Source organism: Breznakia blatticola (genome assembly GCF_004365815.1).
Classification (GTDB): domain Bacteria; phylum Bacillota_I; class Bacilli_A; order Erysipelotrichales; family Erysipelotrichaceae; genus Breznakia; species Breznakia blatticola.
This window is the reverse complement of the sequence record NZ_SODD01000005.1, coordinates 44358-65217: the sequence shown is the minus strand read 5'-3', so window position 1 is coordinate 65217 and position 20860 is coordinate 44358. Positions and strand designations below refer to the sequence as shown.

General features: G+C 35.1%; 21 protein-coding genes and 1 tRNA gene. 10 read left to right on the top strand and 12 right to left on the bottom strand.

What is annotated here, in order from left to right:
* Position 1: 1 nt before the first annotated feature.
* Positions 2–391, bottom strand: coding sequence for a MerR family transcriptional regulator (locus EDD63_RS02750; protein ID WP_134168259.1), 390 nt, complete (start codon positions 389–391; stop codon positions 2–4).
* A 92-nt stretch (positions 392–483) separates the two neighbouring features.
* On the opposite strand from EDD63_RS02750, the gene EDD63_RS02745 reads away from it, so the two are divergent.
* The gene (locus EDD63_RS02745) at positions 484–1341 is read left to right on the top strand and encodes an aldo/keto reductase (RefSeq protein ID WP_134168257.1); all 858 of its coding nucleotides are present in this window, start codon (positions 484–486) and stop codon (positions 1339–1341) included.
* 62 nt (positions 1342–1403) lie between these two features.
* Here EDD63_RS02745 and EDD63_RS02740 read toward each other — a convergent pair whose 3' ends face one another.
* Positions 1404–1901, bottom strand: a complete 498-nt coding sequence (locus EDD63_RS02740; protein WP_481748722.1) for an alpha-amylase family glycosyl hydrolase — start codon at positions 1899–1901, stop codon at positions 1404–1406.
* 182 nt (positions 1902–2083) lie between these two features.
* Between EDD63_RS02740 and EDD63_RS02735 the strand changes: the two genes are divergently transcribed.
* The 9 genes from EDD63_RS02735 to EDD63_RS02695 all read left to right on the top strand — a co-directional run bounded on the left by EDD63_RS02735 (position 2084) and on the right by EDD63_RS02695 (position 9257).
* Positions 2084–2440 carry a VOC family protein gene (locus EDD63_RS02735; protein WP_166667523.1) on the top strand — a complete coding sequence of 119 codons (357 nt, stop codon included), beginning with the start codon at positions 2084–2086 and terminating at the stop codon, positions 2438–2440.
* 150 nt (positions 2441–2590) lie between these two features.
* A complete protein-coding gene (locus tag EDD63_RS02730) occupies positions 2591–2938 on the top strand; it encodes a hypothetical protein (RefSeq protein WP_134168251.1) in 348 nt (115 codons plus the stop codon).
* A 269-nt stretch (positions 2939–3207) separates the two neighbouring features.
* Positions 3208–4530, top strand: coding sequence for a transposase (locus EDD63_RS02725; RefSeq protein WP_134168249.1), 1323 nt, complete (start codon positions 3208–3210; stop codon positions 4528–4530).
* A 253-nt stretch (positions 4531–4783) separates the two neighbouring features.
* A complete protein-coding gene (locus tag EDD63_RS02720; protein ID WP_134168247.1) occupies positions 4784–5380 on the top strand; it encodes a TetR/AcrR family transcriptional regulator in 597 nt (198 codons plus the stop codon).
* A 56-nt stretch (positions 5381–5436) separates the two neighbouring features.
* Positions 5437–6282, top strand: coding sequence for an ABC transporter ATP-binding protein (locus EDD63_RS02715; protein ID WP_134168245.1), 846 nt, complete (start codon positions 5437–5439; stop codon positions 6280–6282).
* Positions 6279–6959 carry a fluoroquinolone export ABC transporter permease subunit gene (locus tag EDD63_RS02710; protein ID WP_134168243.1) on the top strand — a complete coding sequence of 227 codons (681 nt, stop codon included), beginning with the start codon at positions 6279–6281 and terminating at the stop codon, positions 6957–6959. The genes EDD63_RS02715 and EDD63_RS02710 overlap by 4 nt, the downstream gene beginning before the upstream one ends.
* On the top strand, positions 6956–7669 hold the full coding sequence (locus tag EDD63_RS02705) for an ABC transporter permease (protein ID WP_134168241.1): 714 nt from the start codon (positions 6956–6958) through the stop codon (positions 7667–7669). Before EDD63_RS02710 ends, EDD63_RS02705 begins: the two co-directional genes overlap by 4 nt.
* 310 nt (positions 7670–7979) lie before the next feature.
* On the top strand, positions 7980–8189 hold the full coding sequence (locus EDD63_RS02700) for a helix-turn-helix domain-containing protein (RefSeq protein ID WP_134168239.1): 210 nt from the start codon (positions 7980–7982) through the stop codon (positions 8187–8189).
* A 21-nt stretch (positions 8190–8210) separates the two neighbouring features.
* On the top strand, positions 8211–9257 hold the full coding sequence (locus EDD63_RS02695; RefSeq protein ID WP_134168237.1) for a site-specific integrase: 1047 nt from the start codon (positions 8211–8213) through the stop codon (positions 9255–9257).
* A 254-nt stretch (positions 9258–9511) separates the two neighbouring features.
* Here EDD63_RS02695 and EDD63_RS02690 read toward each other — a convergent pair.
* The 10 genes from EDD63_RS02690 to EDD63_RS02645 all read right to left on the bottom strand — a co-directional run bounded on the left by EDD63_RS02690 (position 9512) and on the right by EDD63_RS02645 (position 20375).
* Positions 9512–9586, bottom strand: a tRNA-Arg gene (locus EDD63_RS02690).
* 47 nt (positions 9587–9633) lie between these two features.
* The gene (locus EDD63_RS02685) at positions 9634–10596 is read right to left on the bottom strand and encodes a transketolase family protein (RefSeq protein WP_134168235.1); all 963 of its coding nucleotides are present in this window, start codon (positions 10594–10596) and stop codon (positions 9634–9636) included.
* On the bottom strand, positions 10596–11447 hold the full coding sequence (locus tag EDD63_RS02680; RefSeq protein ID WP_134168233.1) for a transketolase: 852 nt from the start codon (positions 11445–11447) through the stop codon (positions 10596–10598). The genes EDD63_RS02685 and EDD63_RS02680 overlap by 1 nt, the downstream gene beginning before the upstream one ends.
* A 30-nt stretch (positions 11448–11477) precedes the next feature.
* The gene (gene deoC / locus EDD63_RS02675) at positions 11478–12137 is read right to left on the bottom strand and encodes a deoxyribose-phosphate aldolase (protein ID WP_134168231.1); all 660 of its coding nucleotides are present in this window, start codon (positions 12135–12137) and stop codon (positions 11478–11480) included.
* A 99-nt stretch (positions 12138–12236) separates the two neighbouring features.
* Positions 12237–13304 carry an extracellular solute-binding protein gene (locus tag EDD63_RS02670; protein ID WP_134168229.1) on the bottom strand — a complete coding sequence of 356 codons (1068 nt, stop codon included), beginning with the start codon at positions 13302–13304 and terminating at the stop codon, positions 12237–12239.
* 12 nt (positions 13305–13316) lie between these two features.
* Positions 13317–14963: an ABC transporter permease gene (locus tag EDD63_RS02665; RefSeq protein WP_134168227.1), complete on the bottom strand. Its 1647-nt coding sequence runs from the start codon at positions 14961–14963 to the stop codon at positions 13317–13319.
* On the bottom strand, positions 14960–16090 hold the full coding sequence (locus tag EDD63_RS02660; RefSeq protein ID WP_134168225.1) for an ABC transporter ATP-binding protein: 1131 nt from the start codon (positions 16088–16090) through the stop codon (positions 14960–14962). Before EDD63_RS02660 ends, EDD63_RS02665 begins: the two co-directional genes overlap by 4 nt.
* 282 nt (positions 16091–16372) lie before the next feature.
* Positions 16373–17689 (bottom strand): IS4 family transposase, encoded by a 1317-nt coding sequence (locus tag EDD63_RS02655; protein WP_134168223.1) that lies wholly within the window; start codon positions 17687–17689, stop codon positions 16373–16375.
* A gap of 213 nt (positions 17690–17902) precedes the next feature.
* On the bottom strand, positions 17903–18694 hold the full coding sequence (locus tag EDD63_RS02650; protein ID WP_134168221.1) for a response regulator transcription factor: 792 nt from the start codon (positions 18692–18694) through the stop codon (positions 17903–17905).
* Positions 18695–18698: 4 nt separating this feature from the next.
* Positions 18699–20375, bottom strand: a complete 1677-nt coding sequence (locus tag EDD63_RS02645) for a sensor histidine kinase (protein ID WP_134168219.1) — start codon at positions 20373–20375, stop codon at positions 18699–18701.
* Positions 20376–20860 lie beyond the last annotated feature (485 nt).

Here is a 20860-nt window from a genome sequence, read left to right as displayed (position 1 = left end):
TCTATTTTTTTAAGTTGCTTACATATTCAATCTTTCCATCAAGTACATCATCATAAAACTTTTGTTTTGTATCAATAAATGCAATATTTTCTTCAATTGCTTCTAACTTCTGCATTAATTCTCTTCGTTTATCATCCAAAATTACTTTTCGTACTGGAATTGATTTCTCACCTTCAAGACATAACTCCACATACTCTTTCATTTCCTGAATGGTCATTCCACATTCCTTCAAGCATGATAGATTTGATATCCAGGCAACATCTTTATCATCAAATACTCTATGATTATTCTCGTTTCTTTTTACATTTGGTACTAAACCCTGATTGCAATAGAATTTTAATGCTTCATAAGTCATACCAACCTTTTGACAAGTTTCTTTCATTGTGTACATATATTTCCCTCATTTCCTTCTTGACCGGTTGTAACTACCGGAATATATAGTAAATATATCGAATCAAACGATAATCGTCAAGGAGGTATAAGATGAACTATGTAGAATTAAACAATGGTGTGAAAATGCCAATATTAGGTTTTGGAGTATTTCAGATTTCTAAAGAAGAAACAAAACAAGCAGTACTAGATGCAATTCAAGTTGGATATCGCTCAATTGATACAGCACAAGCGTACTTCAACGAAGAAGAAGTTGGACAAGCAATTCAAGAATGTGGTATTCCAAGAGAAGAATTATTCATCACTACAAAAGTCTGGATTGATAATTACGGATATGAAAGGACAATCGCATCCGTTCATGAGTCAATGAAGAAACTAAAGATTGATTATATTGATCTTATCTTATTACATCAACCTTTTAGTGATTATTATGGATCGTATCGTGCGTTAGAGGATTTATATGCACAGAAAAAGGTCCGAGCAATTGGAGTTAGTAACTTTTATCCAGATCGACTTTCTGATATTTGTGCTTTTAATCAGGTGATACCACAAGTGAATCAAGTTGAGGTAAACCCTTTTCACCAACAAGTCGATGCACAATCCAACATGATAAAAAACAATGTGCAAATAGAAGCTTGGGCACCTTTTGGTGAAGGAAAAAATGATATATTTACAAACGAAACTTTAGAAACAATCGCAAAGAAATATGGAAAAAGTATTGCCCAAGTCATCTTACGTTGGTTAATTCAAAGAAACGTCGTGACTTTAGCAAAATCAGTACATAAAGAACGAATGAAAGAAAATATTGATATTTTTGATTTTGTCCTATCCGATGATGATATGCATACAATCAGTACACTCGATACCAATGAAAGTTTATTTTTTAACCATCAAACACCTGAAGCTGTAGATATGTTCATAAATCTCATTCATGCTAGAAAAAATCAATAAATTCAAATATTATGAGTTGCAAAAAGGCAAAACAAGTTATCAAAACTCGTCTTGCCCTTTCTCTATGCTTTCCATACAATTGCTTCATATGCACGAAGGATACCACCTTTTTGATCTTTGTAGTTTGCTAAAATCGTATGTTTCTCTTTTGGGAATAAAGATGGATCATATGTAATTTCATTTGCACTGAAATTACATAGCACAAAGATTTTCTCATTTTTATATGCACGTTCATATACGTAAATACTTGGATGATCTGCACAGTATTCTACATATGAGCCATATGCAATTATATCACTTTCTTTTAGAAATTGAATTAGTTTTCGATAGTAATTGAAAATGGAGTTTTCATCCTGCATTTGATTTTCTGCATTGATTTGTGAATAATTATCATTTACTTTCAACCATGGTTCTGCGGTTGAAAATCCTGCATGTATCTCTGTATTCCACTGCATGGGTGTTCTTCCTTGATCGCGACTTGATTTATTCAAGTAGCGCATCATATATTCATGACCGGTCGTTTTATCAACAACGACATATTGATTGTACCACTTGTGTATTTCTTATCCTTAAGCGGACAAGTCGAATTCGTTTGGTTAGCATTTCCTGTTGCATATACACTTAGTGCTTTTGTATGCTAATTTATTTGGCAAGATGTATACAAAACATCTATTATTCCTATTTCTGATGTACAAAGCACAACATCTACATTGCAATCATCACAACAACCATGGAGGTAATTATGAAACTAAAACACATTACATTTCTTGTCCCTGATATAGAGGAATCTATAACATTCTATACAAAACTTGTTGGTTTATCTGTACAGTTTACAATCAGTTCACCAATAGGAGAAATCGTTTTTCTTGCAAATCAAAAGGGTGAAACCATGATTGAACTCATTCAGTTTAAAAACGGATCTGTTTTTACTGGTGAAGGTATGGTAATCGCATTTGCTTATGAAGGCAGTTTATCTACCTTACATCAGAAAGCAATGGAACTTGGATATCAACCTGATCCGATTCACGGCAAAGGGCCAATGCCTACAAACTTTAGAATCACTGTCCCTGCAGGTATTGTTGTTGAATTTTGCAACTAAAATCAAAGTATAACCTAAAATTTCTAACAAAATTAGAGATTACTGAATGAAACTCTTCAATGACATAATGTACAATATGTTCCATGTTGCTATAAGATTTACTGCGCTTTATAATATATTTAATGATTGTTATTTGAAGGGAGAGAAACTATGTTTAATGAGATATGTATATATGAAGCAAAAATCAACAAACAAGATGAAATTGAACAACTTATGAAGGAGGTTGCACAATTTTATATGCAACAAAAAGGTGTTATCGATGTAAAGTACATAAAGCGTACTCATCGACAAAAAGACTTTAATGCTGTGAAAGCTGGTGAAAATCCCATCCCTTTAACACGATATGTAGGTAAAGTGACCTATGTACTATACTGGGTTGTTGAGAATGAAGAAACTCACGCAAGAGTTTCAAAATTAGGAATAGAACAGTTTTACAAAAGATGGACAAGATGTTTAACTACGATGCCAAAAATAATACTTGGAGAGAATATTGTTTGATTATAGTTAATTCTTCTAGATTAACATTCACAAAGAGTCAATTCGTTAGTTAAATAATCACGATGAATACAGGTTGAAATGAGACGTGAGAAATTCGTTTCGCACCAAAACCACAAAGAAAACGATGGATTATCTCTGAAATGAGTGAAATCCATCGTTTTTACGTATCAAATTGAAAAAAGGTTCAAAAACCCTTTATTTAAAGGCATAAGAGGCCAATCCATGGTAAAATATAAGTACCAAACAATACATAATACAGGAGACCTCTTATGCAAACAATTGTACCACAAGAACAACCAAAATCGTTACTAATTCCTGAAGAAAAATCACTTTTGAAGAAATTCCGAATGCAACATACTCAAATGGATATCTTTGAGTGTTTAGATCTTGAAGTAAGTGATGATTTTTTGCGTTTAGAATATTGTTTCAAGGGACTAGATGTTTCTACATTGGTAACTTCTCTGAATCGTGAGCGTGGAAAAGGAAGAAATGATTATCCAAATGAAGTGATGTTGAATCTGGCTCTCGCAAAAATTGTATTAGGACATAATTCTACTGCTTCATTTATAAGAGAATTAAACCGAAATAGAGATTTGCGAAAGATATGTGGGTTAAGAGATATTGATTATATTGATGGTATTAAAAAGAAAGTTCCTGGAGAAGCAGTCTTTACGCGATTCTACCAAAGGTTGGAAAATTATCAAGAGGAACTAGATTCTATTCAAAAGAATCTGGTAGAGTATTTTTATGAGAATGTGGATGGATTTGGAGAAAAGTTAGCAGGAGATGGAAAATATATTCAGAGTTATGCGAATCGAGTAAATGAACATGCAGATGGAGAGCGCCGTAGCGAGAATGATGCATCGGTATCTATTAAAGAAAATTTCATTACAGATAAAAATGGAAAAGAAAAGATTAAAAAACATAGTTTCTTTGGGTTTAGAGCGCACGTAATTGTGGATGTATTAACTGGACTCCCAATTAACGTACATATTGATAAAGCCAATATCAGTGAACGTATGGTAATGAAGGAAATGGTAGAAGAGTTAAGTCACAAGCCTAAATATCTAATGCTTGATAAAGGATATGATGGAAAGGAATTATTCAATCAAGCAAGAGGGTTAGGGATTAGACCTATCGTTGATGCAAGGAAAATGCGAAAAGATGAAGATGGAACACAATACAAAGATACGAACATATACTACTATGAAAATGGTGATATATATTACGCAAATCCTGAAACAGGTAAAGCGGATTCTATGAAATACTTAGGCTATGACAAAACAAGAAAAGCCATGAGATATGAGCATAATGGAAAAGTATATCGACTATATCTAAAAGATGATGAGCGTATATTCAACGAAGTAGCAAGAGGATCAAAGAAGTTTAAAAGACTCTATAAAGGGCGTACCGCAGTTGAAAGGTATAATGCAAGGTTGGATTGTGATTATGGATTTGAGCATCATTATTTGCGAAACTTAGATACAATTAGAGTGAGAGTTCAGTTAGCAAATCTAGTAATGCTATCGATGGCGAAGACTCATGTCGAGAAAAAACAAACAAATTATATGAGTATGTATAATTTTAACTAGAACCTAAAGAGGTTAAGGATATAAGTTTTTTTATAATGCAAAAAATGACGATATGCATGATGTTTGGACAGTTTCAAATGACTAAGCAAAAGTGTATTCGTCATTTTCGTTTTCAAATGCACAAGCAATATTCATTGACCCATGAAAAACCTTGCAAACGAATCTGCTCGTTTTTCAGCAAATATATTGACAAAATAATGGAAAAGTGCTATTTTGACTATGAAGAATAACTTAGTCAAAAAGAGGTGCATATATGCCAAAAACATATTCTGATGATGAACGTTCCTATATCAAAAAGAGGCTTAAAGAAGAGGCGACATATTGTCTGCTGAATTACGGCGTGAAGCGTACAACTGTTGATGATTTAATTGACCGTGTAAAAATACCGAAAGGCACTTTTTACCTATTCTACAAGACAAAAGAATTGCTATTGTTTGAAGTATTGCAAGACCAGCACGATATGCTTGAAAAACAGCTTTTGGATGAAATGCGTGGACTTCAAGGAAAAGTGTCAGTTGATGGATTGACCAACATTCTTTATCGGTATTATAAGTCCGTAGACGATTCCGGTGTTCTAAAGCTCTTGACAACTGGCGAAATAGAATTGTTGTATCGCAAGCTACCACAAGAAATTATGCAGAAGCATTTTGGGCACGATAGCGATCTTGTTAAAGATGTGATGAACATACTTTCTTTGCCGGGCAATGATAATATTGATGCACTTTCAACGGCATTGCGAAATCTTTTTATCGCTATGGTATACAAGCGTGGAGTGGGCGAGAAATATTTTGATGAAGCATTAAAGCTGACAATTAAGGGGCTTGTTATACAGCTAATACACGGAAAGTAAAAAATTTGCTTTTTATTTGACCAAAAAGACTTATTCAGTCAATACGGGAGGTATTTATGATAACTGTTGAAAAGCTAGACTTCAGCTATACAAATAAACCATTTATCGAAAACATGAGTTTTCATGTAGCAAAGGGCGAAATATTCGGATTCCTCGGCCCGTCCGGGGCAGGCAAAACAACGCTCCAAAAAATATTGACCGGCTTAATAACAACTTATAACGGAAGCGCAATACTTAATGGCGTTGAATGCAAAACGCATAAGCAATCTTTCTATGAAAGCATTGGTGTTGATTTTGAATATTCGACCTTATATGAAAAATTGACCGCACGCCAAAACCTACAATTCTTTGCCTCTCTATATACAAAGCCGCCCCGAAACATTGATACCCTCTTAGAGCGCGTGAGGCTTCAAAACGACGGTGATAAAAAGGTGTCGGACTACTCCAAAGGAATGCGATCAAGGCTAAATTTTATTAAAGCCCTATTACATGACCCCGATATTTTATTCCTTGACGAACCGACAAGCGGCCTTGACCCTACTAACAGTCGCATAATGAAAGATTTGATATTGGACGAAAAGAAACACGGAAAGACCATTCTGCTCACAACGCACAATATGCAGGATGCTACCGAGCTTTGTGATCGGGTTGCCTTCATAGTTGACGGTCACGTTAAAGCCTTGGATACACCCCACAATTTGATAATGCGGAAAGGGGCGGCAACCGTAAAGTACACATTCCATGATGGTACAAAGCATACCAGCGAATGTCCATTGGCACAGACATCGGCGGACAATAGATTGATAGAATTGCTGAAAAGCAATCGCATACAGTCTATTCACAGCAGCGAACCTACGTTGAATGACATTTTCATTGAAATTACCGGGAGGACGCTAAAATGAGGTTTATAAAGCTCCTGCTTGGGGATATGCGATTTCAAATAAAGTATGGCTTCTACTTTCTTTATGTGACTTTTTCAGTCGTCTATATTATGTTGCTATTGTTTTTTCCCGAAGCATGGCGAGAAAAGGCTGCAAGTGTGATGATATATTCCGACCCGGCGGCTCTTGGGCTGTTCTTTATGGGTGCGATTGTGCTATTGGAAAAGAGTGAGCGGGTATTAAACGCACTGGCTGTATCCCCTGTAACGACAATAGAATATATTTTATCTAAAGTGCTTTCACTCGCCGTTATATCCGTGTTGGTTTCTTTGGTGCTGGCAGTAGTGGCGGATAGCAATAATATCCCAATGCTCTTGCTTTCTGTCGCCTTAACTTCGGGCATTTTTACACTGTTGGGACTGATTGTAGCCACGAGAATAAGTAGCTTGAATGGGTATCTGATGGCAACCGTACCTGTAGAAATTATATGCTTTGTGCCACCGCTTATTTATCTATTTTATCCGGCAGATATTTTGCGATTTTATCCGCTGAGTAGTAGCATGGCCTTAATTACAGGGAGTACGCACGGTGCCGGTTATGATATAGCTATCCTTGCACTTGTATTTACGCTCTTACTTGTTCTTGCTTATGGTTCAACAGAGAAAATGTGGAAAAGGCTTGGGGGTGTAAAGCTATGAAAGCAATTTTACTGAGTTATTCCCAAATGCTCCGGCAGATGAAAAAAGACCCTATGCTCTTGGTTATTGCATTTGTGCCGGTTTTGGTGGGACTACTGTTTCGGTTTGGTATTCCCTTAGTCGAAATGCAGCTTATTAACTATCTGGCTATAGAACACATCATATCACCATACTACGGATTACTGGATTTATTTTTAGTTATGCTCACACCGTCAATGTATAATTTTGTTATCGCAATGGTGGTTTTAGAGGAAGCTGATGAACGGCTAATATCCTATTTGGCAGTAACGCCATTGGGGAAAACAGGATATTTATTATCGCGGTTTGGTCTAACAGGAATTATCTCAATGGTTATGAGTGTCATTGTGTTTGCACTTTTCCACCATGTAAGCATGAATACGGCAATGTTAATTGGATTGGCAATCGTAAGCACGGTGCAAGGTGTTTGCTCAGCTTTGCTAATTGTAGCGTTTTCCGCAAATAAAGTTGAGGGAATGGCGGTGGGCAAGTTTACAATGCTGTTTACGCTTGGAGCTTTAGCACCTTTTTTCATAAACGAAAAAGCGCAGTGTATTTTTTCGGTGCTTCCGTCATACTGGCTAGCGAAAGCCGTCAAGGAAAGTGATTATATATTGATAGGGATTGCACTATTCGCAGTTCTTATGTGGATGGTATTACCGACAAAACGATTTAATAAGAAAATAGCTTGAGTCGAAAAATACACCTATAATTCAGATTTGTAAGCACAGAACCGCACTTTAGACGGTAGTGGCTTTCGTTTTTCTCTACACAAAGTATGGGTTTATGGCGGCTGAATCTGAAATGTATCAGACCGCCGGAGGGGTGAAATTCCCGTGGAGCTGTGCCCAAAGGAAATACCTTTAGGTATGCCAGTAGCTGTCCGTTTTATGCTTATGGATAATTCGATTACTTTTTTAGCAGGCATTTGAGTAGAGACGCGGTAAAGTATAAATGGAAGTTATTTTACACGCACTGCTCTGTGTCCGAAAGGAGGACATTATGGACAGCACATTGCAATGCGTAAATGCTAATTGTGCCTCAAACTCCAGAACATATAAAGTAGAGGATATTGCTGAAATTTTGAATATCGGCAGAACGTCCGCTTATACCTTGGTCAAGGAGGGGCATTTCAAAACAGTACGCATCGGTACTGCCATACGAATTTCAAAAAAATCATTTGATGATTGGCTAGATAAACAAAATCTCTAGTCACGAAAGGAAGAAAGACGTATGGCCTCAATTATAAAAAGAAAAAAATCGTATTCACTGGTGTATAACTATGTGGATGAAAAAGGCGAAACAAAACAAAAATGGGAAACATGGCATACCCATAAAGAAGCCATGAAAAGAAAAGCAAAAACTCAGTATGTCACCTATTCAACCATTTCACAAATCAACAAACTTTTACGCTGCGCCTTTCATCAGGCAGTGCGTTGGGAAATGATTGGTAAGAATCCGTTTGAACACACAATTCTAGCAAAGGTTGAATATAAAAAACGTGATATATGGGATGCAAACACGATTCGGGTTGCTTTGGATGAATGCCGTGACGGGAAACTCTATATTGCAATGAACCTGGCCTTTGCTTGTTCCTTGCGAATGGGTGAATGTCTGGGTTTGACGTGGGATAATGTTCATGTTTCAGATGAAGATATTGCTGACGATAATGCTTATATCTATATCGATAAGGAGCTCACTCGTTGCTCAAAGCGTGCAATTGAAATGATTGGTGAGCAGGATATCTACCACATTTTTACACCGCTTATGCCAAATACAAGCACACGGGTAATTTTGAAAAAGCCAAAGACAACTTCTAGCATCCGGAAAATATGGCTGCCTAAAACAGTTGCCTACATCATGCGAGAATGGAAATCGGTACAGGATGAGCTAAGAGGATTCTTAGGTGAAGAGTATCAGGATTATAATCTTGTGATTGCGTTGCCGAATGGGCGCCCGTGTGATGAACGGTTGATTCACAAAGCATTTGCAGAGCTCAAAGAACGTGCAGGGCTTCCTAACGTGGTTTTTCACTCGCTTAGACATTCTAGTACCACTTACAAGTTAAAGCTCAACCACGGCGACCTGAAAGCCACTCAGGGCGATACCGGACATGCTGAGATTGATATGGTTACCAAAGTCTACGCTCATATCTTGGATGAAGATAGAAAAGTGAATGCTCTAAAATTTGAAACCGCTTTCTATTCTAATCCTGATTTGAGAAATGTGCATCCACCGGAAAAAAAACACAGGCTCCAGCACTGGATATCAATGCCCTGATTGAGCAGCTTCAGAAGTCCCCCGAACTGGCAACCACGTTGGCAGCTCTGATTAACCAAAATTCTGGGATTAGCAAATAAGCATTTTTCTTAGCAAGAATGTGGGAAAGTGTTCGAATCTAATTAGCAAATATGAACGAAGCATTACAGAATAGGGGACAGATTTATCCGTTATTAATTGTGAGTCAGCTTCTCTGTTCCAAAAATCAAAAAAGCTGCAAACCCTTACGAATAAAGGCTTACAGCGTTGTTTACTGGCACCCCCGGCGAGAATCGAACTCACAATTCACCCTTAGGAGGGGCGGGTTATATCCATTTAACTACGGAGGCATGACCTATATTATCATACTACAAATGGATATATTTTTCTCATCTTTTTATAAACTTAATGCACGTTTTATTGTATCAATTACATCACTTGCAGTTAAGTTGAATTCTTTTTGTAGATACTCTTGGCTACCAACTTGTCCAAAGCGTTCATCTACTCCCATTCGATAGAGTGGTACATTCACTGTATTTTCAGCTAGAATTTCTGCAACTGTACTTCCTATTCCACCATAGATTGAATGATTTTCGAATGTAACAATCACTTTTTTATTTTTTACTTTTTCTAATACGAGATCTGTATCAAATGGTTTGATTGTAAACATATCAATTACTTCTACAGAAATCCCTTGTTCTTGAAGTAATTCTGCTGCATCAAGTGCATCTGAAAGAATTTGTCCAGCAGTAATTAATAAGACATCACTTCCTTCTTTTACAACATTTCCTTTTCCTAAATTAAATGTAGACCCTTGCGCATATACATTTCTTACCGCTTTTCTATTTCCACGGATATAGTGTACACCTTTTAACTTTGCTAATTCACGAACTATCCATTCCATTTGTACATCATCCGCTGCATCACAAATAATCGAATTTGGAATCATCTTAATAAGTGCTACATCTTCAAATGTCGTATGTGTTCCTCCATTTGGTCCTGCATTAAATCCGGGATCGGAACCATATACATTAATTGTTGTATCTGCATACCCTCCAGAAAGAAACAATTGATCAAATACACGTCGTGAAGCAAATGGTCCAAATGAATGAATAAAAGGTACATAATCAATAAGACTTAGTCCTGCAGCTACACCAACCATGTTTGCTTCAGCAATCCCCACATTGATAAAGCGTTCTGGATGTGCAGCTTTGATTTTGTTGAATCCACTTGCATCACCTAAATCAGCTTCTAATGCAACTACATTTGGATTTGTATTCATAACATCAATTAATGTTTCTACCACTGCCATGCGTAAATCACGTCGTGGTTTTTTATTTTCTCTATCCAGTGTAAACATTAGTTTGCTCCCCCTATTTTTGCTTCTAGTTTAGCAATTGCATCATCTGTTGCTTGATTAATTTCATCATTAGTAAACTTAACGGAATGATTTGCTTTTAATGTCTCGAAATATGGAACGCCTGCCCCTTTAATTCCATCAAGTACAATACATAATGCTTTACCTTCATATGCTTTTGCTTTTTCAATTGCTTGATCAATTGCCTCTATATCACTACCTTTAACCGTTTGTGTATAAAATCCAAAAGCTTCCATTTTCTTGGCAATATCAAATTGTTTGATTACTTCATCTGTAGTTCCATCCAATTGTTTTTTATTTGCATCAATAAACACAATTAAATTATGCAATGCATGATGTGCAATATATTGAAAAGCTTCCCACACTTGCCCTTCATTCAATTCACCATCTCCTACAATTGCATATACATATTGATCTTTCTTGCGCATAGCTAGACCTGTTGCCATTCCAGCAGCTGCAGAAATACCTTGTCCTAAAGAACCTGTTGTCATATCAACTCCAACAACTTTCAAGCGGTCAGGATGCGAAGGTAGATTTGTTCCTCCTGCATTAAGTGTTAATAACTCTTCTCTATCAAAGAAACCACTATTTGCTAGTACACTATATAATCCTGGACCTGAATGCCCTTTTGATAAAACAAACATATCACGCTCAGACCAGTTTGGATTTTTTGGATCATAGCGCATTTGTTTTCCATAAAGTACAGCTAATACTTCAACAATCGATAAAGAACCACCAACATGTCCATATCCAATATGTTTCAACATTCTTAAAACATCAAGTCGTGTTTTATCTGCTAATAACTGCACCTTTCGCATTTCCATTTCATTCATCTTATTTTCCTCCCCAGATTAGCTTTCTTTTTAGTAAGAACTTGGATCTGTATTTGCACCTTTCATTAGTGCAACTCCAGAACTTGTTCCAATACGACTTGCTCCTGCTTTTACCATTTCCTGTAAATCATCAATTGAGCGAACCCCTCCAGCGGCTTTCACCAACGCCTGATCTTTTACTGTATCTTTCATAAGTTTAACAACTCGCGGGTTTGCACCTGCACTGTTAAATCCAGTACTTGTTTTTACATATGGTGCTTTTGCTTCTACACATAACTGACATGCTTTTACAATTTGTTCGTCAGTCAATAAGCATGTTTCAAATATAACCTTGACGATATGACCATCTGCAGCATCTACTACAGCCGCAATATCTTTGCGTACTACTTCATCATTACCTGCAATCAATTCCCCGATATTTAATACCATATCGATTTCCTGTGCCCCTTGTTCAATGGCAATCTTTGTTTCTTCTGCTTTTGCTGCACTACTCATTGCCCCTAATGGAAATCCCACAACTGTACATACTTTTATATCAGAATTAGCTAGTGCTTCTTTACACGTAGGTACCCAATAGGAATTGACACAAACACTTGCAAAGTCATATTCTTTTGCTTCTTTGCATAATGTAAGTATTTGTTCTTTTGTTGCGTTTGCCTTTAGTAATGTGTGATCAATTAATTTATTCATTTCTTTTCTCCTTGATAGATGATGAAAGAAAAACTAGAGATTGTATACCCCTAGTTTTTTACATCACCTCATATGTTTAACAACTTTATGTAGTTTTAACTAGTGTGTTTTATTCCAAAGTGTGTTCCAACGATCCATGATTTTTGCTTTATTTTCAATAAGGTAATCGAAGTCTAATTTTGTTAAGTTCAATTCTTTTTCTTCTGGTAAATCAACTAATTTACTGTTAACGTTTGTTCCTCTACCTGATGATCTTTCCGCACGGATATCTTGGAATTCACGTGATGCTAATAAATCCATCATTGCTTCAGCTGCATCTTTATTTGGAGCATCTTTTACGATTGCTCCAGCTGTGGCCATTGCTGTATTTCCTTCTACCATGTATACATTTTCGATTGGTGCACCATCACGAATTAATGCATCTACTGTTGATTCGTATGATAATCCAACTACATATTCACCATTTGTTACTAAGTTATACACATCTTTTGATGATGTTGTACTGAATGCTTGTGGCATTAATTGTTCAATGTATTCCCAAGCTTTGTCATCATCAAACTCATCACCCATAACAGCTAACATCGTTTGTACTTGACGCCATCCTGATGAAGTTGCATCTGGAGCTGCAAGAATAATTTTTCCTTTTAATTTTTTATCTAATAAATCTTTGTATCCTTTAATTTCCACACCTAAGTCTTCTGCAAGTTTAGGGTTTACAACTAAACTCATTACTTGTACATCGTAGTATGTGTAGTATCCATTTGGATCAACATAGTCCCCTTGTTCTCCATCTAATGGTGATGTATATTTTTCTAAGATATCGTGGTATGTATCACCATCCGCTTGGAATAATCCTCCTACGATTACATCTGCATCATTTTTTTCATCACTGCGAATACGAGTAGAAAGTGTTCCTAATGAATCTGTTTGAATTTCAATTTTTGAATTTGGATAAATATCATTCCAAATTTCTTTTAATGCTTCTTGTTGTGTTTCTTCCATTGTCGTGTAAACCGTGATTGTTCCAGTTATTTCATCAACTGGACGCGCCCATTCTGGACGTTTTGCTTCATCTGATTTATCACTTGAATCACCATCTCCTCCACTTCCTGAGCATGCTGCTAATAACAGCATTGCTACTAAAAATAATCCTTTTAATTTTTTCATAATGTCCTCCTTTTAGACCGAAACATCTTCGGTTTTGGCAAATTTCAAATAAATCACTAAACTAATAATTGTAAAGATTGTCGTTATTGTCGCAAACACCGCTGCAACTCCATATGTACCATTGTTAATGGCAGCGTATGCACTTAATGTTAAGGTAATCGTTTTATTATTGTATAACATAACTCCTGATGACATCTCAGTAATAATAGATACCCAACTCAATACCGCACCGGCAATAATTCCGCTCGACATCATTGGTATGGTAACTTTAACGAATGTCTGTAATTTTGAAGCTCCTAAACTTATTCCAGCTTCTTCGATACTTTCAGGTATTTTCATCATTGCGGCAGTTGCGGATCGACTGGTAAATGGCATTCGTCGAATCACCAGAGCAATAACCATAATCGCAATTGTTCCTGTTAAGTAGAATGGTTTTCCACTAAAGGCAATAATCATTGCAATACCAATAACTCCTCCTGGCATTACATATGGCAACATAGAAACAACATCTATTGCATTGTTAAATGCATTTTTACGTCTTACTACCAAGTATGCAATAAGAACAGCAATAATAATTACAACAGTTAATGTAACTACACTAATCAGTAATGTATTACCAAGTGATCTAAATAAATCTTTTTCCATCGCCTTTTGGTAATTCACTAGTGAATATCCTGGTTGTAAGATGGAATTTCGATAATTTCTAAATGACATGTTAATGACATAAAATTGTGGCAACATCGCCAATGCAACTAAGATATAGTTAAATCCATGCATAAACATATTTTGAAAACGTTTTGCTTTCTTTGGTTGCACTGGATGCATTGCATTAATTGTAAACTTAAATTTGTTTGTCGCGTATTTTTGAATAATAAAGATTAATCCTGTTACTAAAATCGCAATAACACTAATGGCTGATGCAAAGTGATAATCCGTACCATTCTCACCTAAGAATTGTTGGTAAATTAATACTGGGAATGTTGAATACCCACGTCCAATTAAAACTGGTGTTCCAAAATCTGCAAACGATCGCATAAATACAAGTAATGCAGCAGCCAAAATGGTTGGCATAGTTAATGACATAATAACTTCTTTGAATTTTTTAAGTCCCGTACAGTTCATACTCTCTGCTGCTTCAAGTAAACTGTTATCAATATCTTTGAATGCTCCATTCATATAGATTACAACTAATGGGAAAAGCTTCATCGATTGTACAAATACAATTCCACCAAATCCATATATTGAGAAATCCGTAATTCCTATTTTCGCCAGAAATTCTGTAATCAATCCAGAATTTCCCATCAATAATACCCATGCATAGGCTCCGATAAATGGAGCAGACATTGTCGATAGTAAGACAAGCACAAATAATACTTTCTTCCCTCTCATTTTAAAGAAGGTATAGAAATAGGAGAATGGAATCCCCAATAGTAAACTTAATGCAGTTACAGTTAATGCAACTTTCGTACTATTGAATATCGATGTGTAATAGTACGGTGTTTGAAAGAACTTCACAAATGCATCTAATGAGAACTCCCCATTTGTATATACTGCTTCTTTTAATAATTTACCTAGTGGAAATACTAGAAATAAAATAAATAAAGCGGCTAGTCCAATGGACACATACGTCCATATATCTTGTTTCTTTGTATTTGTCATAGCGCTTTATCCGCCTGTTCTTTTGTAGTGATGTTATCTACACCATGCATTAAACTATTTCCATCTTCGCTAAATACATTTGCTTTTTTGGTATTGATTGTTAATGTAATTTCACTACCTGGTTGTATAATTTCTCCAATTTCTGATTCTTGAATAATTTCAATTTCTTCATTTGTTTCAAGATCAACGAAGTAATGCGTATTCAACCCAAGGAATACACTATCTTTTACAATTCCTTTGATTCCATCTTTTTGCACTTCTTTGTGTACAGTTAACTCTTCTGGTCTAGCAGAAATTGTCACCTTTTCCTCATGGTTTGCATCTTTCATATCATTGAATACAACTTTATATCCATTTAGAAATTCTACATATTGTGTATCATTTTCTTTAACTACTTTAGCTTGTAGTAAATTCGATTTCCCAATAAATGTAGCAACAAATACATCCGCAGGTCTTTGATAAATCTTTTGCGGTGTCGAACAGTGACGAATCACTCCATCTTTCATTACTGCAATTCGATCAGATACCGCCATCGCTTCTTCTTGATCATGCGTTACATAAATCGTTGTAATCCCAACTTCTCTTTGAATCTCCTTAATTACTGTACGCATTTCTACACGAAGTTTTGCATCTAGATTTGATAATGGCTCATCCATCAACAATACATCTGGCTTAATAACTAAAGCTCTAGCAAGTGCAACACGTTGTTGTTGTCCACCCGATAAACGATCTGGCATTCGATCTGCATATCCATCAACTTTTACTAATTTTAAGAATTTATTTGTTTCTTCTTTGATGTCCACTTTCAAATTCTTCTTATGTTTCAATCCGAATTCAACATTTTTTCTTACAGACATATTTGGGAAGATGGCATAGTTTTGAAATACCATCCCAATATTTCTTTTTTCTGGATTCATTATATTGATTAAGGTATCGTTAAATTTAAACGTTCCACCTTCAATCGTATTGAATCCAGCAATCATTCTAAGCAGTGTCGTTTTTCCACATCCTGAAGGACCTAGTAAGGTAAAAAACTCCCCATTTTTTACATCTAATGATAAATCCTCAATGATTGTATTCTCCCCATATCTTTTTACAGCGTTTCTAATTGAAATCTCAACACTCATAAAATCCACCTCTTACTTTCTAACTGTTTGTATCTTACCAACAATTTGTAAGCGTTTACACTCAAAATAAATAACAATTGGATAAAAAACAAAACAAGAAAGGGGCACCTAATGTCATTAAGTTAAGAATCCATTAACCAAGCAAAATTCATCGATGAAGTGAATTTTGCTTGGCTTTTTTGTTGTCTTCTAAAAGTTGTGATATTTCAAGCAGTAAAGAACATGCTAAAAAGATGTTCTTTGTAGTGAACATTTTTTGAAGTTAGGTTATAATGTAATTGCTTAAGAGAAACGATAATTGAAACCAATGGTTCGTTGAATTCTTACATTTCTTTCGTTCTGTCGGTTAGGGCGTATTGGAAGAAGTTCCTTGGATATTATCGTTTTGAAGCTGGGTGGGAAACCACCTTTTCTTTTTATCATTTCGCGAATGAGATGAATACCACTTGTAAGATTGATTTTATACTCCCATTTACGCCGTTTCTCTACTTTATCACAAGTTTTATTTATGATAAGCATAGATAAATTATACAAAATAGCCTTTGCCCAAATCTCTTGTTGAATACTGTTTCTTTTTTTACTATGTAACACTTTAAGTGCAGTTGCATACTTAAGATGGCGAAAAGAAACCTCTATCCCCCAACGCAATTTATATAACTCTTTAATAGCAGTAGCAGGGAATTCTTCTCTTGATAGATTAGTTAAGATTGATTCATATTCCTCGTCGCCATTCGCTTTAAAACGTACAACTCGAAAACCAATTGGGTATTCATCATTAACAGTTTCGATATAATCAAATGTCGTTGTTGTTGAAATAAATCGATATGTATCAGGTTGACTTCGGATCTCTTTCGTTTGTTTCTTTGTTAGAATCGTGTGAACATCTACATCAAACTCTTCATTTGGTAAATTGAACTTTTTAAGTAAACTACTTTTTGATTCAATGTCTTTGGAGCGAATAACGAAAGATTTATTTGCATTCATAATATGTGCCATAGTATTCCAAGTAGCATAATATCTATCCGCAATATAAATAACGTTGTCCTTTGGATGAGATTCAGCCATTGACACAAGCGATTTAGGTTCGTTTTTATTTTTACAGCCAGTTATTATCATATCAACGTATCGATGTTCTAGCAGATCATAAGCAGAGTCGATGTGATACTGACTCATTTGCTTTAGATTGGAACCACAAGAAGTTAAAGTATCTGCATCAGTTAAATCAAGAGGAATAGAAAGATCACTGCCATCAACACCGAGAAGTTGATACCCATTGTATAATTTTCTACAAGGGAAAGAAGAATTCAATAAATAAAATAGTTCCTTAAATGCAGTGGAATTAAGTTTATCTCTTGCTTGGACAAATGCACTTGAGGATGCAGTATTCGCATCATAATCAAAGTAATCCCATAATTCTTCTTTGATAGGTTTAGCAGCAGAAAAAATAATGATTTTCATTAAATCTTGGAAAGATAATTTGCGATTTCTAGTGAAATCAGAATAGATGTTATTTACAAGGTTCCGGCTATTTTTCTCGGACGCAAGAGTATCAATATGGGAATTGAAAACTCGTAAAACTTTATTAGAATAATCAGACATTAGAAAGTCCTCCTATTCTATTTTTATGAACTAAAAATATGAAACAGATAAAAAATACGATTTTCATAATTAAGCGACCTCCATATACCTCTCTTACGAAAGGCGCGGAGCGCCCAAATTTTGTAGTAAAAGTCAATAGAAAAAAAGAGGGGTCAAAATTAATTGACTCCTCTTACAATTCTATTACTTAACTTAATGACATTAAAGGGGCACCTATCTTGTTTCTGTTGTTTGTTCTAAAATTGTAATAAACTCGCGTGGACTATATCCTACATAGCGCTTAAATACAACACGAAAGTACTTTGGATCAGGTATACCAACAAATGCACCAATCTCTTCAAGTGTGTATTGTTTCTCCTTTAAATACTTCAATGAAACTTGAACACGATATTTATTTAAGAAATCAATAAAAGTTGTCCCTACTACATGTTTAAATCGCTTATTAAGAAATACCTCACTATAATTAAATGCATCTGCTAAATCACGCATTTGAATACGATCCTGGTAATACGCATCGATGTAGTTGAGCATTTTCTCTACCAACTCATCCTTATGTGCAGCTTTTGGAATTGCTATAACTTCCATCTCTTTTACTTTTTGTAGTTCTTCTTGATTTTCTGATACGAAACGATTTTTTTGAATTTTCTTTTTTGCACTAGTAATTGCTGCAACCAATTCTTGTTCCTGCACGGGTTTGGTTAAATAGCGAGTTACTCCAAGTCGTATTGCTTCTTGTGCATAGCTAAACTCAGCATATCCAGAAAGTACAATTGCCACATATGAGTAATCTTTTGTTGCCTTTAACATGTCTAATCCATTCACTACAGGCATATTTACATCCACAAGCACAATATCTGGTTCTTTGCTTTTGATTGCTTCAATTGCCTCTTCACCATCTCCTGCTTCACCAATCACAACACAATCTAATGCTGCCCAGTTTGTATTGTAGATTAACCCTTTTCTAATAATTTCTTCATCTTCTACTACTAATACTTTATATACCACATTTTCACCCCAATTTTGATTGTTCTATTTTTATCCATACTTCTAATCCAATTCCCTGTTCATTGACAAGTTCAATTCCGCTGACTCCTGCATATTGCAACTCTAAGCGTCTAGCAACATTATACAAACCAAAAGACTCTTCAGCTTCTTGTGTCCCCTTAATATATTCTTGCATTTCAAGTTCTCGATCATGTTCCATACCATGCCCATTATCTTTGATCATAATGTATAGCACATTATCATTCATATATGCTCGAATTTGAATCTTTAGTTTCTTTACTTTTAGATATCCATACTTGATACTATTTTCTATCATTGGTTGTAATAGTAACTTTGGAATCACACATGTGTAACAATTATCTTCAATATCAATACTACATTCAAATCGATCACCATAACGTAATTTTTGTATTTCTAAATAGTGATTGATATAAATCATATCCTCTGCAAGTTGTACATCGCGTTTCGCGTTATTGATGCTATATCGTAATACTTGTGTTAACTGATAAATAAGACGATCTGCTCTTTCTTTATCCACAGCCCATAAATTCCTTAAAATCTCTAGTGTATTATATAAGAAATGTGGATTAAACTGAGCTGTCAGTTGTTTCATCTCGACCATATTATTTAGTTCAAGTAATTGTGTATTTTCATTATGCAGTTCCTGTACTCTATCAAGCAATGTGTTGATTTGGTTTGCTACTGCTTCAAATTCATCTTGCGTTGAAATTGCAATACGATGTTCAGGATTCTCATCTTTAATAATATCAATCTCACTAGCAAGCAAACTAATAGATTTTGAATTCTTATCTGCCATTGTATTTGCCATATCTTTGATTGCTCGATACCACAAAATACCTATGATTGCGACCATCATCAAAGCAAAAGGAATTTCATAACTTGTTGGGTTAAATACCATAGAATAGAAATTCACATCATATTTTTGCGAATATTTCTTTATTACCCAATAGCGATCATCACGAATTTTTACACTTTTATCATTTGTGTAAAAGTAGTAATCATTTTGCAGTACTTTTGGTTCATTAAAGAATATGACAATATCATTACTATCCGTAATCACTCCATCACAGTTATAAAATGACATATAATAACTCCAGTCTTCACCAGACAAATACAACGTCATAAACCCGAGAGTTTGCCCTTGTTCATCCGCGATTTCTTTCATCATAATATAATCAGAAAAACCACGTGCTTGTTTAAAATACGTAGAAGTATAAACATCTTCCGTTTTTAATCCTCTTGCATTATTACTTACGAGAATACTATGTGATAATAAAGCTCTTGAGAGCTCATGTTCACTATATGTTGAATATTTTACTTCTCCATGTACATCAAACAATATCGCTTTTGCTGTAAGATCATTTTTATTATTGTATTGATTTAACTTACCTTCTAAAACGATTTGTGATGTCTCATCTTCTAATATTTCTCTAAATATTTCTTGTTGCGCATCATTGGTCAAGAACTCTTTTGCATTATCGTAATTCGATTGAAAAAAATCACGCATCATATCTAAATTATGATCCGCTTTAAATTCATTTTTTGCCATCGTCACTCCCAAAAATCCAACAGCAAAAACAATAGAAACGATTACAAGTAATCGAATAATTTTCAATAAGGAACTACGAAGCAAACGCTCTTTAAATTTGCTTCCAGCCATATTCTATTCCCTACACTTTCAAAAAAAGTATAGCATGAATCATGTAATGTACAAATGTATTCTATGAAACACAAGCAAAATGTCATGAACATATTTGTAACATATCTTGCAAGCTTTTAGCATTCATACTTCACTTTCTCAACTCTCGAAGTATATAACTAAACTCCGCAAAGAAGAGTAGTTTAATATAATAATTAATTCTGAAGTTAGTGCAAGACAAAACTTTTTTATTAAAAGTGAAAATTTTATAGAAGCTAGCAAAATTAAATATCGAATTTAAAAAGGAAGCAGATCTTTTTTTAACAATTTATTCTCGCTTTTTAAACGTCATAAATTTGTATAGCGACTCTCGCAGGATACAATGTCCATTATTATGTATCCGCACAACTTGTCATAATATCTATTAAAAACCCATATAACTCCAAACAAAATTATACGGGTTCATTTTTAGCGCGATAATACTTTACTCCTTATGAATCAAAGTT

Bases quoted from the DNA above. Each gene is read 5' to 3' on its own strand.
- EDD63_RS02705 (WP_134168241.1), top strand. From the start codon at position 6,956: ATGAAAGCAATTTTACTGAGTTATTCCCAAATGCTCCGGCAGATGAAA.
- EDD63_RS02660 (WP_134168225.1), bottom strand. From the start codon at position 16,090: ATGAGTGTTGAGATTTCAATTAGAAACGCTGTAAAAAGATATGGGGAG.
- EDD63_RS02670 (WP_134168229.1), bottom strand. From the start codon at position 13,304: ATGAAAAAATTAAAAGGATTATTTTTAGTAGCAATGCTGTTATTAGCA.
- EDD63_RS02725 (WP_134168249.1), top strand. From the start codon at position 3,208: ATGCAAACAATTGTACCACAAGAACAACCAAAATCGTTACTAATTCCT.
- EDD63_RS02720 (WP_134168247.1), top strand. From the start codon at position 4,784: ATGCCAAAAACATATTCTGATGATGAACGTTCCTATATCAAAAAGAGG.
- EDD63_RS02700 (WP_134168239.1), top strand. From the start codon at position 7,980: ATGGACAGCACATTGCAATGCGTAAATGCTAATTGTGCCTCAAACTCC.
- EDD63_RS02685 (WP_134168235.1), bottom strand. From the start codon at position 10,596: ATGTTTACACTGGATAGAGAAAATAAAAAACCACGACGTGATTTACGC.
- EDD63_RS02655 (WP_134168223.1), bottom strand. From the start codon at position 17,689: ATGTCTGATTATTCTAATAAAGTTTTACGAGTTTTCAATTCCCATATT.
- EDD63_RS02735 (WP_166667523.1), top strand. From the start codon at position 2,084: ATGAAACTAAAACACATTACATTTCTTGTCCCTGATATAGAGGAATCT.
- deoC (WP_134168231.1), bottom strand. From the start codon at position 12,137: ATGAATAAATTAATTGATCACACATTACTAAAGGCAAACGCAACAAAA.
- EDD63_RS02665 (WP_134168227.1), bottom strand. From the start codon at position 14,963: ATGACAAATACAAAGAAACAAGATATATGGACGTATGTGTCCATTGGA.
- EDD63_RS02695 (WP_134168237.1), top strand. From the start codon at position 8,211: ATGGCCTCAATTATAAAAAGAAAAAAATCGTATTCACTGGTGTATAAC.
- EDD63_RS02745 (WP_134168257.1), top strand. From the start codon at position 484: ATGAACTATGTAGAATTAAACAATGGTGTGAAAATGCCAATATTAGGT.
- EDD63_RS02715 (WP_134168245.1), top strand. From the start codon at position 5,437: ATGATAACTGTTGAAAAGCTAGACTTCAGCTATACAAATAAACCATTT.
- EDD63_RS02750 (WP_134168259.1), bottom strand. From the start codon at position 391: ATGTACACAATGAAAGAAACTTGTCAAAAGGTTGGTATGACTTATGAA.
- EDD63_RS02645 (WP_134168219.1), bottom strand. From the start codon at position 20,375: ATGGCTGGAAGCAAATTTAAAGAGCGTTTGCTTCGTAGTTCCTTATTG.
- EDD63_RS02710 (WP_134168243.1), top strand. From the start codon at position 6,279: ATGAGGTTTATAAAGCTCCTGCTTGGGGATATGCGATTTCAAATAAAG.
- EDD63_RS02680 (WP_134168233.1), bottom strand. From the start codon at position 11,447: ATGAATGAAATGGAAATGCGAAAGGTGCAGTTATTAGCAGATAAAACA.
- EDD63_RS02730 (WP_134168251.1), top strand. From the start codon at position 2,591: ATGTTTAATGAGATATGTATATATGAAGCAAAAATCAACAAACAAGAT.